Origin of the sequence: Vibrio sp. 10N.222.52.C12, from assembly GCF_041474215.1 — a bacterium.
In the GTDB taxonomy this organism is placed as follows: Bacteria; Pseudomonadota; Gammaproteobacteria; order Enterobacterales; family Vibrionaceae; genus Vibrio; species Vibrio crassostreae_C.
On the sequence record NZ_JBFRTR010000133.1, the window covers coordinates 1 to 15292 of the forward strand.

The following is a 15292-nucleotide window of genomic DNA, read 5'->3' on the forward strand; positions in this document are numbered from 1 at the left end:
TATCTCGTATCTCGTATCTTCTTAAAGCTTACGTAAACCAGTTAGGGCTTTCTCTAGCCTTCTTTCCATTGGCGCCGAGATATCCATCTTCTCTTCACTACCCGGGTGTGTGAACTTGATGTTTGCTGCATGTAGGAACAGACGATCAAGACCAACCTTACCCGTGTAAGCGTCAAAACGACGATCACCGTAGCGATCATCCCAAGCAATTGGGTGACCAGTATACTGAGCGTGCACACGAATTTGGTGTGTTCGGCCTGTAATTGGGCTTGCTTGAATCAACGTCGCCTCTTGGAATTTTTCTAAAACCTTAAAACGGGTTTCAGAAGCTTTACCATTCGGGTTAACTCGAACAATGCTGTTCACTTCATTTTTCAACAAAGGTGCGTTGACGACTTTGCAGCTGTTCTTCCATTCGCCCATAACTAAAGCGAAGTAGTATTTTTGAACCGTTTTTTCACGGAACTGTGCTTGAAGGTGTCTTAGCGCCGAGCGCTTCTTAGCAACAAGCAAAATGCCAGACGTATCTCTATCGATACGGTGCACTAATTCAAGAAAACGAGCATCAGGGCGAAGAGCACGTAATGCTTCAATCGCGCCAAATTTTAATCCGCTACCACCATGAACAGCAGTGCCAGACGGTTTGTTAAGAATTAGCATGTGATCATCTTCATAAATGATGCACTGTTCTAATTCTGAAACCTTGTTGAGTTTCGTGCTCGGCACGTTCTCTTCTGTTTTCTCTTCAATAGTAACCGGAGGGATACGAACTAAATCGCCAGCTTTTAGTTTGTACTCAGCCTTAATGCGTTTTTTATTTACGCGGACTTCGCCTTTACGCACGATTCGGTAAATCATGCTTTTCGGGATGTTTTTTAATTGGTTGCGTAAGAAGTTATCAATACGCTGACCAGCCATATCTTCGTCAATGTCGACGAATTGGACTTGGGTTCTAATTTCGCTCATTGCGCTATTGTATCACTGTCACTTTTGATAATTGAGATTTTCTTAGCCCTATTCCGAACTTATTTATCCCTAATCCTTACCGATCTATCCCAAAATGGTCGCCGAAGTTCTATATTTCTTTGATTCTTCGAACAAAAAAGCACCAAGATTCCTGCAAATTAAAATATCAATTGATAAATTATTTATAGACAGTGAGTTAGAGCTATCAAAACCCAAACAAAAACTGTTTTTTTTACAGCATTCCGACAAAGCAGATTGCTGTGTTTACCGACCGCTGCTATAGTTCACAGCTGCTATCAGTGGTTTGACTGTTATTTAAACAGCTAACCATTCATAAGCAAGTAAATGAGTAGATAACTCAGATTAGACAGTGCTGCAATCGGCGTAAGACACGGTCAACTGAGTTCCTTATCGCTCTACTCACGTACACTCATGTTGAGTATTCACCGCCACATCGCGGATCATAGGCTAACTCCCTATGATGACTGACGTGCCCCAGAGCATCCCTCTCCAGCCGGGAGGCTGCACCGATAAAGCCATGGGATCTGGCACCATGAGAAACGAAATAAAGCGATAAGAACAATGATGAAAATAAGAAAAGACAATGAGAACTTCTAAATGAAAAGAATGTTAATTAACGCAACTCAAAAAGAAGAGTTGCGTGTCGCTTTGGTTGATGGCCAACGACTGTTCGATCTAGATATCGAAAGTCCAGGTCACGAGTCAAAGAAAGCGAATATCTACAAAGGACGTATTACCCGTATTGAACCAAGCCTAGAAGCGGCATTCGTTGATTACGGCGCAGAACGTCACGGTTTCCTCCCTCTTAAAGAAATTGCCCGCGAATACTTCCCTGAAGGTTATACATACCAAGGCCGTCCTAGCATTAAAGAAGTGCTAAAAGAAGGCCAAGAAGTAATCGTACAAGTAGAGAAAGAAGAACGTGGTAGCAAAGGTGCTGCACTGACAACTTTCATCTCTTTGGCTGGTAGTTACTTAGTTCTTATGCCTAATAACCCTCGTGCTGGCGGTATTTCTCGTCGTATCGAAGGTGATGAACGCACTCAACTGAAAGCAGCATTAAGCACTCTTGAGCTTCCTCAAGGTATGGGCTTAATCGTGCGTACAGCGGGTGTTGGCAAAAGCGCAGAAGAGCTAGAGTGGGACCTGAATGTTCTATTGAACCATTGGGGCGCTATCAAGCAAGCTTCTGATTCAAATGCAGCTCCTTTCCTAATTCACCAAGAGAGTAACGTTATTGTTCGCGCAATTCGTGACTACCTACGTCGTGATATTGGCGAGATTCTAATCGACAGCAATACTATTTTTGAACGTGCTCAAGCGCACATTCAATTAATACGCCCAGATTTCATGAATCGCGTTAAGAAATACGATGGTGAAGTGCCACTATTCAGCCATTACCAGATTGAAAGCCAGATCGAATCTGCTTTCCAACGTGAAGTTCGTCTTCCATCTGGTGGTTCTATCGTAATCGACCCAACAGAAGCACTGACTTCTATCGATATCAACTCTGCTCGTGCAACAAAGGGCGGCGATATTGAAGAAACAGCACTTAACACTAACCTAGAAGCTGCCGATGAAATTGCACGTCAATTACGTCTACGTGACCTAGGTGGTCTTGTTGTAATCGACTTTATCGATATGACCCCGGTTCGCCACCAACGCGAAGTAGAAAGCCGTCTACGTGATGCCGTTCGTTTAGATCGCGCACGTGTTCAGATTGGTCGTATTTCTCGCTTTGGTCTTCTAGAGATGTCTCGTCAACGTTTGAGCCCATCACTAGCAGAAGCAAGCCACCACATTTGTCCTCGTTGTACAGGTACTGGTGTTGTTCGTGATAACGAATCTCTAGCACTTTCTGTTCTACGTTTGATTGAAGAAGAAGCTCTAAAAGACAACACAGCACAAGTACTTGCTGTTGTGCCTGTTCCAATCGCTTCTTACCTTCTGAACGAAAAACGTCGCTCAGTAAACCACATCGAGAAGAACCAAGAAGTTAAGATCACTGTTGTTCCTAACTCAGACATGGAAACGCCGCATTTTGAGGTTATCCGTGTTCGTGAAGGTGAAGAGTTCGATCTACTATCTTACTTGCTGCCTAACAAGCTAGAAGCTCTAAAAGAAGCGGAAAGCAAAGAGCCTGCTGAACAGACTATTCGTCCTAAGAAGATCGAAGAACCTGCTCTGAAAGGCTTCGCAGCTCCTGCTCAATCAGCACCAACTCCTGCTCCAGCACCTAAAGCTGTAGAAGAGAAGAAAGCTGAACCAGCAGCGACTCAAGAACCAGGCCTAATTGGTCGTTTCTTCAAAGCTATCGGTAGCTTCTTATTTGGCTCTTCAACTCAAGAAGAGAAAAAAGAAGAAGAGAAGAAAGAAGAAGAAAAACCTAAAAACAATCGTAACAACGGCAACCGTCAACGCCGTGATCGTAACGATAACCGTCGTCGTAACCAACGTGGTGAGCGTGGCGAACAGCGTAACGACCGTGGTGAACGTGGTGACAATCGTAACGAAAACCGTGACAACAAACGCCGCCGTAAGCCAGCTCGTGATGAGAAGCCTGAAGAGCAAAAAGAAGCAGCTCCACAGCAAACTCGTCAGCCTCGCAAGCCTAAGCAAGACCGTCGCAACAAGCCACGTGATGAGCAGAAGCAACGCGAAGAGCAAGCACCATCTAAATTAGCAGAAGAAGGTCTACAGCTAGCAGCAGAAGCACAAGCTGGTAAACCGGAAGCGCCTAAGGCTAAACCTGAAGCGAAAGCAGCTAAGATTAAAGAGCGTCGTCAGCGTCGTAAACTGAACAAGCAAGTTCGTGTTAAAGACCAACAAGCTCAAGCTGAAGATAACGCTTCAAAAGAGCAGGTTGCTGCTAAAGAACTATCTGTTTCAAAAGAACAGTCAGTAGCTCAAGAGCAAAAAGTTGCGGAACAAGTAGAAGCAACTCAAGCGAATGCAGAGCAAACTGAACAGGAAGAGCCGAAACAACGTCGTAACCGTCGTTCTCCACGTCACCTACGTGCAAGTGGTCAACGTCGTCGTCGCGGTCGTGATCGTCGCCCTAACCCATTCCGCCTACGTAAAGGTGGTGTAGCTTCTCCAGAGATGGCTATGGGTAAAGTGATGCCTCGCTTCATTCCAAAACCTCACCACAAGCAGGCAAAGCCTGAAGTGGCTGAAGTTCAAGTAGCAGCTGAAGCTCAAACATCTGTTCAAGAGCAGAATGTTGCTCTAGAGACGGCACCACAAAGCAACGTATCAATGACTGGCGGCTTCGCATGTCCAGAGCTTGCAATGGGTAAAGTTATCATCCGTCGTGAAGATGCTGCTGTTGAAGCTCAAGTAGCTGAGACTCCTGCTGTAGTTGAAGCTCCTGCAGTCGTTGAAGAAGCACCAGTGGTTGTTGAAACCGCGAAAGTTGAAGCTCCAGTGATTGCAGAAGCGACGAAAGTTGAAGCGCCTGTTGTAGCAGAAGCTGTGCAAGCAGAAGCAACACCAGTTGTTGAAGCTGAAGCGCCTAAAGCTGAAAGTGCAAAAGTTGAAGAAGCACCTGTTGTTAAAGCAGAAGCTCCTAAAGCGGCACCAAAGGCAGCTGTTGCTAAGAAGCAAGCCGGTTCACCAATGACTAAAGCTCCTGGTCCTCAAGAGATCAAAGAGATTGAAGTGATTGCAGCTCCGTTCCGCACTGAACGTTTTGTATCGAAAGGTGCAGGCAGTCAGGCAGCGTCGAACAAAGCTGGCGCGGCGATGACTAAGCCAAACTACTAGTGATTACTGATAGGTAATCGCGAGTAAATAGAATCAAAGGCTGCTTATTAAAGCAGCCTTTTTCATATCTACTAATCGAATAAAAATTAACAGATATATTACTCAAAGTTAGGTTCAACCTTGAACTTAATCACATTTTTGGGTAGCATTCGCGCACTTATCTTTTCGACACTTCGCTATTGCCGCTCTTTTCCATCACTGTTTGGCTACGCAATACACCCGTGTCGGTAAATCCATCTTAAGCATAGCTGAGCAAACATGTTCGAATTCCCACAATTTTCAAAGCACTCTGTAAAGAATGACGTGCTTTCAGGTCTTACAGTAGCCCTGGCTCTGGTACCTGAAGCTGTAGCATTCGCCTTTGTTGCTGGCGTTGACCCAATGGTTGGTCTTTATGCAGCATTCATCGTAGGTTTAATCACTTCTGTCTTTGGCGGCCGTCCAGGTATGATTTCTGGCGCAACCGGCGCAATGGCCGTTGTAATGGTGAGCCTAGTGGCAACCCATGGTGTTCAATACCTATTCGCAGCCGTTATGCTGGCTGGCCTTCTGCAAATTGCAGCAGGTGTATTTAAACTAGGTAAATTTATCCGTATCGTTCCACACCCAGTAATGATTGGTTTCGTGAACGGTTTGGCCATTGTTATCTTCCTAGCTCAACTTGGTCAATTTAAAGCGCCAGACGTAACAGGTGCGTTGACTTGGTTACCAAGCGGTCAAATGACACTAATGCTAGGTCTAGTAGCCCTTACAATGGCTATCATCCACTTCCTACCTAAGCTAACAACAGCAGTACCATCTTCATTAGTTGCTATTGTTACAGTAACGGCTTTGGTTGTGGGTCTTGACCTTGAAACTCGCACTGTTGTCGACTTCCTACGTACAATGTCTGGTGACGAAGCTGCTACGCTAGCGGGCTCTCTTCCAACATTCTCAATTCCTGCTGTTCCGTTTTCTGTAGATACACTACAGATCATCCTGCCTTACGCAATTATCCTTGCGGCTATCGGCCTGATTGAATCTCTGCTGACACTGACAGTACTAGACGAAATGACAAACACTCGTGGTCAATCTAACCGTGAATGTGTTGGTCAAGGTATGGCTAACGTAACGTGTTCTGTATTCGGTGCGATGGGTGGTTGTGCGATGATCGGTCAATCGATGATCAACGTAAACTCAGGTGGTCGTGGTCGTCTTTCAGGTATCGTCGCCGCAGTTGCACTACTGATGTTCATCCTGTTCGGTTCTGCACTGATTGAAATGATTCCTCTAGCAGCACTTGTGGGCGTAATGTTCATGGTTGTTATCGGCACATTTGAATGGGCAACCTTCAAGCTTGCGCGTCGCGTTCCTAAACAAGACTTCTTCGTTATCGTTCTTGTTACCGTAGTAACAGTACTGACTGATCTTGCTGTGGCAGTAGGTGTTGGTGTTGTCGCTTCTGCGCTAATGTTTGCTTGGCAACATGCTAAACACATCTACGCAGATACATCAGTAAACGCTGAAGGCTCAAAAGAGTACAAAGTTAACGGCCCAATCTTCTTTGGTTCAACGGCTAACTTCCTAGAGTTGTTTGACGCATACAACGATCCACAAGATGTAATCGTTGATTTCGCAAACTCACGCGTGACTGACCACTCTGCAATTGAAGCGATCGACACGATTGCTGACCGTTACGCGGCGCTAGGTAAAACACTTCACCTTCGCCACCTAAGCCAAGACTGTGTTGCTATGCTGCACAAAGCAGGTAGCTTAGTTGAAGCGAACGTTGCAGAAGACCCAATCTACAAAGTAATGTCTAAGTAATCTTAGCTGTAGCTTTAAGTTAGATTTAGAGAGGCCGACATTCAATGTCGGCCTTTTTTATACCTATCGGTCAGCCCTTACGCTGATAACAAAACGACGTACATTGTTCCTACACTACATCGAACGCAGTATCGCTTCGCTAGACTCTTCGATTAAATCCAACACCAATTCAAAACCATTTCCCTCACCATAATACGGATCGGGGATCTCTTGATATTGTGACTCTCCAAAGCTCAAAAATAATGCGAGCTTGTATTGGAGGTGAACTGGGCATTGGCTCATTAAGTCGTCTAAATTCGCCCTATCGGCCGCGAGTATCAGGTCAAATTCTTCGAAGTCATTATCTACCACTTTACGAGAAGTAATCCCCTTAAAGCTGTAGCCTCGCTTCTCTCCTGCAGATTTGGATCGCGAGTCTGGCGGGTTGCCTTGATGAAAACCAATCGTCCCCGCAGAGTCGACCACAACATCAATATCCAGCTGTTGCGCTTTCTTCCTTAGCACCGCTTCACCTGTTGGCGAGCGGCAAATATTCCCCATACAAACTACGAGTATCTTTTTCATCCCTAATCACCTGTTCTTCCGATGGTTTTTGCTATCGTTAAGTTAGGCTATGATAGACGCAATCACAACTTAAAAGGATTTGTTATGTCGACTGAAGACAACAAAGAACAACGCCACAAAGCAAGACAACAGAAAGTAAAAGAACAAGTCGATGCACGTGTCGCTGCAGCACAAGAAGTAAAAGGCCTATTGCTGGTCATCACGGGGAACGGTAAAGGTAAATCAACATCCGGTTTTGGTACGATTACACGTGCAGTTGGTCATGGTAAGAAATGCGCCGTTGCTCAGTTTGTTAAAGGTACCTGGGATAACGGCGAAAAAAACGTTCTGCAAAAGCTTGATGTCGAGTTCCAAGTCATGGGCACAGGCTTTACTTGGGAAACTCAGAACAAAGCGCAAGATATTGAAGCTGCGCAGCGTGTATGGAAAGAGTGCCAACGCATGCTGGCTGATGAGTCGATCGATGTGATTCTGTTTGATGAACTGACTTACATGGTTAGCTACGGTTACATCGAACTCGATGAAGTGGTTGAGGCGTTGAATAACCGCCCGAAGATGCAGTCTGTCATCATTACAGGTCGTGGCGCGCACCGTACTCTTACTGAGATAGCAGATACAGTATCTGAAGTTCGCAATGTGAAACACGCTTTTGAATCTGGTGTTAAAGCGCTACAAGGCGTTGACTGGTAATCACCTTCAACCAGAGATCCCCGACTCGGTCATTCTTCCCTCTCGAGGATGACGACCACTAGGCCGTTACGCTCTTGAACAAAGGACGACGGCCTATCGTCATTCCCTAGAGCGAGGGACGAGTGTCATAGGGAATCTCTCTTGAGTATTATCGAGCCAAAAATAAAAAGCGCCATTCCTACAACAGGAGTGGCGCTTTGTTCATTTTTAAATGAGATGAAGACTAGTTAAACAAACCTTTTAGTAGACCGTTTACTGCGTCTCTTGTTTTCTCATCTTTGATCTTGTCACCGTACTTTTCGTCTAACTTTTCTAAACCACGATCAATTTCTTTCTGTGCTTTCTGTTTCAATACATCATCAAAAACAAGTGCAAATTTCGGGGCTGCCCACTGACCTGTTACCTTAATTGGGATAGTCACATCTTTCAGGTCGTCGATGCTCTTACCGCCCTGACCTTCAAGTGAACCCACAATTGATGTACGCACAAGGAAGTCGACCGTTTCATTGATGAAGTTTGCTTTACCTTGACCTGTCACACGTAACAGTGGCGACTGTGCTGATAAGTCGTTAGTTGAAACCCAACCTTTATCCACTTTCAGCGTCGCTTTCATTGCACTGAAGTCCGTTTTTTGAGCTTCATTTGTGCTTTCAACTTTCTCGCCCTTGATCTTAGCGTAGTTTTCTCGAATCAGTTGAGCTACGTTGATGCCGTTAACTGCACCATCTTCAAAGTTAATCGCGATAGTACCGACTAGGTTTTTCTTGATACCCGTCGGAGTTAGACTCTTACCTTTCACGTTGACATCAATATTACCGGTACCTTCCAGCATATCGTTATCTGCAACATCAACCAGTAACGGTTGTACTTTCACGCCTTTGATTTTCTTCTTAGCCGTGTAAGTCGCTGGTGTTTTACGAGCGTCTAACTTTGCAGTAGCAGAAATAGAACCTTGGTAAAGATTCGAGGTGAATGAGGTTAGCTCTGCGATACCACGGTTAACCGAAAATGCGGTTTTAACATTCTGCATCTTCGCGTTGTTCGCCTTGAACTTATCAATCGTGATGTCACCTTTCACGTCTAACGTTTTCAGAGCCGACAGATCAGGTTCCACTTCTTTAGCTGGATCTGAACTACCAGAACTTGACGTTGAACCACCAGCAGAACCAGAAGGCGCTGTGCTCGCTGTTTCTGTTGTATTGCCTAAGCCTAAGAATTCATCTAAATCAATATTCGGGCTATGAAGAGAGAAACGAACCTTTGGTATTTCAGATAGGATTACGTCTGCTTTACCGTCTAATGCAATAGCGTTAGCTTGTAGCTTCTCTAACACAAAGCTCAGGTGGCTCTTGTTAAGATCGAAGCTTAAGTCAGACAGCATGTCGACTTTCATTGGAGACTGAGGAAGCGTGTCGCCTTTGAATGTTGAGTCTAACGTTAACTTGTTCAGCGTTACTTTTGAAATCGCGCTATCAACAGTAAGTTCACCGCCACCTTTAAGATCAAGGTCAAGGCCAGCTGCATTACCGATTACAGCGTAAGTCAGTTGGTTTACCTTATCGAACTCAAACGTATTCAAGCCAATTTTTGCTGACTCAATCGACGTCGCTGGATCATTGAACTTAGCGTTTAAGTCGATATTACGAAGTGCGTAACTTGCAAAGCCTTCAGCTAATTTGAATTCTGCACTGCCTTGTGCAGAGAACTTCTGTTGATTGTTCTCACCAGAAGCCGCAAATGTCGCGGTTGTCCATGTATCAACGGCAAACTCAGAAAGATTCAAAGACACATCGTATAGCTTAGTGAATGAACCCGCTTGCTTGTCGTCCATTTCAAACAATGCGTTTGATACAGTTACGCCTGCAAGGTTGATCGTCCAACCCGATGCGTCTGTGGTAGTTTGCTCTTGAGGGGCAGGCGCTGATTCAGAACTTGTGCCTGCTGCAGGCTCAGATTCTTGAGGCGCTGACGCTTGCGTTAGTGCATCAATGTTCTTGCGACCATCTTTAAGCGTTTCTAAATAGAATTCTGCACCATCTAGAGTAATGTTGCCGATCTCTAGTTGGTTGCTAAATAGCGGAGTAACCGAAACGTCAACGCCAACGGTATCAACCTTAAATAGGTTAGGTTGCGTAAAACCTTCAGGGTTGCGTAATTCAGTTTGACCAAGTTCAAAGCCAATGGATGGGAAGAATTGCCAGCTGATATCACCCTCGATCACTAGCTCTAGGCCTGTGTGTTTTTGGGCTTGTTCGACAATTAATGGCTTAAATTGGTTGGGATTCACTAACAGCACTAGTGCCAGAATTGCTGCAACGACAACAAACACTGGTACAGCTATGAAAATGAGTAGTTTCTTCATCCGCATATTCCTTGCTTAGATTCCAAAAGAAAGTGGCACTATAAAAGTGCCACTGATTCGGTAAAAAATAAAGCTAAGTGAGTCACTTAGGCAAAATTTTATTCGATTAAGACTTCAACAACTTCGCAATGTGCGCTTTTAGCACATCAATCGCAATACGGTTTTTACCACCACGAGGAACGATGATGTCTGCATGTTGTTTTGAAGGCTCGATAAACTGCATGAACATTGGACGTACTGTTTCTTGGTATTGCTTAAGTACAGTGTCCATTGTACGACCACGCTCTTCTACATCACGCTTAACACGGCGTAATAGACAGATGTCTAATGGTGTATCCATAAACACACTTGCGTGCATTAGTTTACGAAGACGCGGGTCTGTTAGAAGCAGAATACCCTCTAAAATGATCACTTTCTTTGGAGTAAGTGTAGTCGTTTCAGAAGTACGTGTGTGCTCTGTGTAGCTGTATTCAGGAACTTCTACGGCGTTGCCACTCATTAGCTGCTGTAGATGTTCACATAAAAGATCATGATCTAGTGCATTTGGGTGATCGTAGTTAGTTTTAACACGCTCTTCCATACTCAAGTGGCTTTGGTCGCTGTAATAGCAATCTTCCGTGATAACACCAATTTGATGGTCGCCTACTTTTTCGCGCAATTCATTATAAATTGTACTAGCAATCAGACTTTTTCCTGAAGCTGAAGCGCCAGCGATACCTACGATGACACATTGATTATTATCAGACATTAATTTTGCACCCGATATGGTTTGGTGGTGGGAAGAGATAAACCGCCTGATTATAGGGGCTAAAGCACATAGATTCTAGTCGCCATTTTAGCTAATTGCAGTCAAATTGATGATATCAATGCATTTAATGAATGCAATCGTTTGCTTTCAAATAACTTGCCTACAACTATTTGCACAACCCCAATGGCTATCAGCCTAAATCCAACCGCTATTTATCTAATCCAACATGATTAACACAACTTTTTGATTATCTTTCGCTATTCAACCAAAGAAAAGTTAATCGCTTCTGGTCTCGCCTTGCCGGTCCAGAACATCTTCGCAGCCACATTCTCTGCAAGCTCTAAGTAGTGACGTGTATGTTCACTATCTGGACGACGAATCACCGTCGGGCAACCTGCATCGATATCTTCTCGCACATCAATATGAAGAGGGATCTGTGCCAAAATATCGAGGTAAAACTCTTCTGACATAGCTTCGGCACCACCAACACCAAAGATATGCTCTTTCTCACCACAGTGACTACAAATATGATAGCTCATGTTTTCAACTAAGCCTGCGACTGGCACACTCACCTTATCAAACATCGCTACGCCTTTACGTGCATCCGCTAGCGCCAAATCTTGAGGAGTGGTCACCACTACAGCCCCGGTCACTGGGATCTGTTGCGATAACGTCAGCTGAATATCGCCCGTGCCCGGTGGCATATCAATAACTAGATAATCCAACTCTGGCCATACGGTTTCGTTAACAAGCTGACCTAAAGCCTTGGCCGCCATTGGACCGCGCCAAATCGCAGCGTCATCTTTCGACACAAGATAACCGATAGAGTGAGTGAAAATACCGTGCGCTTCGATTGGCATCATCCACTTGTTATTCTGGACTTCTGGTTTCGCATCTAATTGGCCAAGCATCATAGGTACAGAAGGACCATAGATATCCGCATCCAACAAACCCACTTTTGAACCAGACTTAGATAAAGCCAAAGCAAGGTTGACTGAAGTGGTCGATTTACCCACCCCACCCTTTGCAGATGTCACGGCGATGATGTTCTTCACCCCCTTCAATGGTGTCGCAACCGTGGTTTCTAACGCAGACGGCTTCACCTTCACTTCAAACTGAAAAGCGCTAACAAGCTGTTGTTCAATCTGAGAGTGAATCCACTGTTCCAATTCAACCGCAAGCTGATTAGCGGCAAAAGGTAAGGTGATAACAAATGATCCACGCGGATCAACCGATACAATATTTTGGTGTAGCGCCCACTCTGGGATGAGGATTGGTGACTCGAACTCATTCAACCATGAACAGAAATCTTGCTTAGAAGTAAAGTTACGCATTGGGACTCCTTTTTTTATTTATGCTATCACCCACGAGATGAAGACTGAACCCCTAAAAAACTAGGGGAATCCTTAGTCTGATACCTTGGCGTATCACACGTTATAAAGTAGTATTACCTCTCAAATTTATACCTATCAAAAAAGCGAATTATTAAGTATGGCAACTGATCCAAGACAACTTTTGGTAACTTGTGCGCTTCCGTACGCTAACGGCTCTATTCACCTTGGCCATATGCTTGAGCATATCCAAGCTGATATCTGGGTTCGATACCAGCGTCTACGTGGCAACACTGTAAACTTCATCTGTGCTGACGATGCTCACGGCACGCCAATTATGCTTAAAGCTCAACAGATGGGTATCACGCCAGAAGAGATGATCGCTGCTGTTAGTGAAGAGCACCAAAAAGACTTCGCTGGCTTTGATATCAGCTTTGATAACTACCACAGCACACACAGCGAAGAGAACCGTGAACTGGCTTCTCACATCTACTTAGAACTTAAAAAGAACGGCTTCATTTCTAGCCGCACTATTTCTCAGCTTTTCGATCCTGAGAAAGAGATGTTCCTACCAGACCGCTTCGTAAAAGGTACTTGCCCTAAGTGTAAGTCAGAAGACCAGTATGGTGATAACTGTGATAACTGTGGTGAGACATACAGCCCAACTGAGCTAATTAACCCTAAATCAGCGGTTTCTGGCGCAACTCCAGTAATGAAAGACTCTGAGCACTTCTTCTTCGACCTACCTCAGTTCGAAAGCATGCTTAAAGAGTGGACTCGTTCTGGCTCTCTACAGAATGAAACTGCAAACAAAATGCAGGAATGGTTTGAGTCTGGTCTGCAACAGTGGGATATCTCACGTGATGCACCTTACTTCGGCTTTGAAATCCCAGGCGAAAAAGACAAGTTCTTCTACGTATGGCTAGACGCACCTGTTGGCTACATGGCTTCTTTCAAGAACCTATGTGACAAACGTGACGATCTAAACTTCGATGAATACTGGAAGAAAGACAGCACAACTGAGCTTTACCACTTCATCGGTAAAGACATTGTTTACTTCCACAGCCTATTCTGGCCAGCAATGCTAGACGGCGCAGGTTTCCGTAAGCCAAACAACGTATTCGTACACGGCTACGTAACAGTGAACGGTGCGAAGATGTCTAAGTCGAAAGGCACATTCATCAAAGCAAGCACGTACCTAAACCACCTAGACCCTGAGTGTCTACGTTACTACTACGCTGCGAAACTAAACAGCCGCATCGATGACTTAGATCTTAACCTTGAAGACTTCACTCAACGTGTAAACGCTGACGTAGTAAACAAGATTGTTAACCTAGCTTCTCGTAACGCTGGCTTCATTACTAAGCGTTTTGAAGGCAAGCTAGCTGCTGAATTTGCAGAGCCTGAGCTATACAACGAATTCGTTGCTGCTGCTGAGCGTATCGGTGAGCTATACGAAACTCGTGAATTCAGCCGTGCTATCCGTGAAATCACTGCACTAGCGGATAAAGCTAACCAGTACATCGACGAAAAAGCACCTTGGGTTCTTGCAAAAGAAGAAGGCAAAGAAGCTGAGCTTCAACAAGTTTCTTCTGTAGGTATTAACCTATTCCGCGTACTGATGGCTTACCTGAAACCAGTGATGCCAGAGCTTGCAGCTCGCACTGAAGCTTTCCTAAACGAAGAGCTAACGTGGGAAGCGATTGCTACTCCGCTAACTGATCACGAGATCACTAAGTTCAAAGCGCTATTCAACCGCATTGACCCTAAGAAAGTGGAAGCAATGGTTGAGTCTTCTAAAGAAGATGCAGCCGCTGAAGCAGCAGCGAAAGAAAAAGCAGAAGCTGAAAAAGAGCAAGCAAGCCAAACTGAGCTAGACAAAGAGCCAATCGCAGACGAGATTGAGTTCGATGCCTTTGCAGCAGTAGACATGCGTATCGCTCGTATCATCTCTTGTGAAGAAGTACCAAAAGCGAACAAACTACTGAAGTTCCAACTAGACATCGGTGGTGAGACTCGCCAAGTATTCTCTGGTATCAAATCAGCATACAAACCTGAAGAGCTAGAAGGCAAGCTAACTGTAATGGTAGCAAACCTAAAACCTCGTAAGATGAAGTTTGGTATGTCTGAAGGCATGATCCTAGCAGCGGGCCCTGGCGGCAGCGACCTATGGATCCTTGAGCCACACGAAGGTGCTCAACCTGGTATGCGTGTAATGTAATTCTGACTCCAGTCAGATAACAAGCACCCATCACTAAATCCCTAATGCATTTTTGACTTGAAAGAGTTAATCAGCATTGGGGATTTTTTATATCTACCGAAAATTAGCGTTCTCTGTTAGAGTCGCCGTCAACTATGCTATGTAGAGTAGAAATTGGTTCGTCGACAAAAATAGGCTAAACCAACACCTCTTTACTCTAAAACCCTTTTTAGGAATCCCCAGTGACTAACAACGAAATCTTGCGTCGTATTCAACACGCACTAAACCTTAAAAATGCACAAATCATCAAAGCTATCGAACAAGCTGATGTGACTGTTGCTCATGACCAAGTGATTAACTGGCTAAAAGATGACAACGACAAGTCATGCTCTAAGATGAAAGATAAAGAGTTAGCGGTATTCCTAAATGGTTTCATCAACCTTAAGCGTGGCAAAAAAGAAGGCGAGCAACCTAAACCTGAAGTTGCACTGACGAACAACATGATCTTCATGAAGCTTCGTATCGCATTGAACATGAAAGCAGAAGATGTTTTGGACGTACTAGAAGTGGTTGGCATTAGCTTGAGCAAGTACGAAATCGGCGCTTACTTCCGCAAGCCAGAAAACAAAAACTACAAAGTGTGTGAAGACCAACTACTTTGCGATTTTCTAAACGGTGTGCAATTTACCAACCGTCCAGACTCAGAAGAGTTTACGGGTTAAGTTACTACTCCTAGATAAATTTTAAGTTGCTACACATAGATAAATTACTCGTCATAGGTAAGTAACTGACCCTCTGATAATTTTCTAGTAACGACAGATAAATAAAAAGCGGCGAGA

The 15292-nt window shown here is 44.6% G+C and carries 10 protein-coding genes; 5 read left to right on the forward strand and 5 right to left on the reverse strand.

Going from position 1 to position 15292, the window contains the following annotated elements:
• Positions 1-21 precede the first annotated feature (21 nt).
• Positions 22-966 carry a 23S rRNA pseudouridine(955/2504/2580) synthase RluC gene (gene rluC, locus AB4623_RS20970; protein WP_017054981.1) on the reverse strand — a complete coding sequence of 315 codons (945 nt, stop codon included), beginning with the start codon at positions 964-966 and terminating at the stop codon, positions 22-24.
• Positions 967-1584: 618 nt separating this feature from the next.
• On the opposite strand from rluC, the gene rne reads away from it, so the two are divergent.
• Together rne and AB4623_RS20980 are read left to right on the forward strand one after the other, a co-directional pair.
• On the forward strand, positions 1585-4752 hold the full coding sequence (gene rne, locus AB4623_RS20975; protein ID WP_372116399.1) for a ribonuclease E: 3168 nt from the start codon (positions 1585-1587) through the stop codon (positions 4750-4752).
• A gap of 258 nt (positions 4753-5010) precedes the next feature.
• Complete coding sequence (locus AB4623_RS20980; RefSeq protein WP_372147330.1) at positions 5011-6558, forward strand: SulP family inorganic anion transporter; 1548 nt, start codon at positions 5011-5013, stop codon at positions 6556-6558.
• Between the two features lie 114 nt (positions 6559-6672).
• Here the strand turns inward: AB4623_RS20980 and AB4623_RS20985 are convergent, their stop codons facing one another.
• The gene (locus tag AB4623_RS20985; RefSeq protein WP_017067202.1) at positions 6673-7122 is read right to left on the reverse strand and encodes a low molecular weight protein-tyrosine-phosphatase; all 450 of its coding nucleotides are present in this window, start codon (positions 7120-7122) and stop codon (positions 6673-6675) included.
• An 84-nt stretch (positions 7123-7206) separates the two neighbouring features.
• On the opposite strand from AB4623_RS20985, the gene cobO reads away from it, so the two are divergent.
• Complete coding sequence (gene cobO / locus AB4623_RS20990; protein ID WP_017062158.1) at positions 7207-7812, forward strand: cob(I)yrinic acid a,c-diamide adenosyltransferase; 606 nt, start codon at positions 7207-7209, stop codon at positions 7810-7812.
• A gap of 223 nt (positions 7813-8035) precedes the next feature.
• Here the strand turns inward: cobO and AB4623_RS20995 are convergent, their stop codons facing one another.
• From AB4623_RS20995 to apbC, 3 genes are all read right to left on the reverse strand, one after another.
• A complete protein-coding gene (locus AB4623_RS20995) occupies positions 8036-10174 on the reverse strand; it encodes an AsmA family protein (protein WP_102427874.1) in 2139 nt (712 codons plus the stop codon).
• 106 nt (positions 10175-10280) lie between these two features.
• Complete coding sequence (gene udk, locus AB4623_RS21000) at positions 10281-10922, reverse strand: uridine kinase (protein ID WP_004734002.1); 642 nt, start codon at positions 10920-10922, stop codon at positions 10281-10283.
• 257 nt (positions 10923-11179) lie between these two features.
• Complete coding sequence (apbC, locus tag AB4623_RS21005; protein ID WP_136978358.1) at positions 11180-12256, reverse strand: iron-sulfur cluster carrier protein ApbC; 1077 nt, start codon at positions 12254-12256, stop codon at positions 11180-11182.
• A gap of 157 nt (positions 12257-12413) precedes the next feature.
• Between apbC and metG the strand changes: the two genes are divergently transcribed.
• Both metG and AB4623_RS21015 read left to right on the forward strand, forming a co-directional pair.
• Positions 12414-14474: a methionine--tRNA ligase gene (gene metG / locus AB4623_RS21010; protein ID WP_017062160.1), complete on the forward strand. Its 2061-nt coding sequence runs from the start codon at positions 12414-12416 to the stop codon at positions 14472-14474.
• Between the two features lie 221 nt (positions 14475-14695).
• Entirely contained in the window at positions 14696-15175 is a 480-nt protein-coding gene (locus AB4623_RS21015; protein WP_016783812.1) for a DUF1456 family protein, read from the forward strand.
• Positions 15176-15292 lie beyond the last annotated feature (117 nt).

What these genes read in the sequence shown, in the direction of transcription:
- AB4623_RS20985 (WP_017067202.1), bottom strand. Translation starts at nt 7,122, where the DNA reads ATGAAAAAGATACTCGTAGTTTGTATGGGGAATATTTGCCGCTCGCCA.
- apbC (WP_136978358.1), bottom strand. Translation starts at nt 12,256, where the DNA reads ATGCGTAACTTTACTTCTAAGCAAGATTTCTGTTCATGGTTGAATGAG.
- AB4623_RS20980 (WP_372147330.1), top strand. Translation starts at nt 5,011, where the DNA reads ATGTTCGAATTCCCACAATTTTCAAAGCACTCTGTAAAGAATGACGTG.
- rluC (WP_017054981.1), bottom strand. Translation starts at nt 966, where the DNA reads ATGAGCGAAATTAGAACCCAAGTCCAATTCGTCGACATTGACGAAGAT.
- cobO (WP_017062158.1), top strand. Translation starts at nt 7,207, where the DNA reads ATGTCGACTGAAGACAACAAAGAACAACGCCACAAAGCAAGACAACAG.
- metG (WP_017062160.1), top strand. Translation starts at nt 12,414, where the DNA reads ATGGCAACTGATCCAAGACAACTTTTGGTAACTTGTGCGCTTCCGTAC.
- AB4623_RS20995 (WP_102427874.1), bottom strand. Translation starts at nt 10,174, where the DNA reads ATGAAGAAACTACTCATTTTCATAGCTGTACCAGTGTTTGTTGTCGTT.
- rne (WP_372116399.1), top strand. Translation starts at nt 1,585, where the DNA reads ATGAAAAGAATGTTAATTAACGCAACTCAAAAAGAAGAGTTGCGTGTC.
- udk (WP_004734002.1), bottom strand. Translation starts at nt 10,922, where the DNA reads ATGTCTGATAATAATCAATGTGTCATCGTAGGTATCGCTGGCGCTTCA.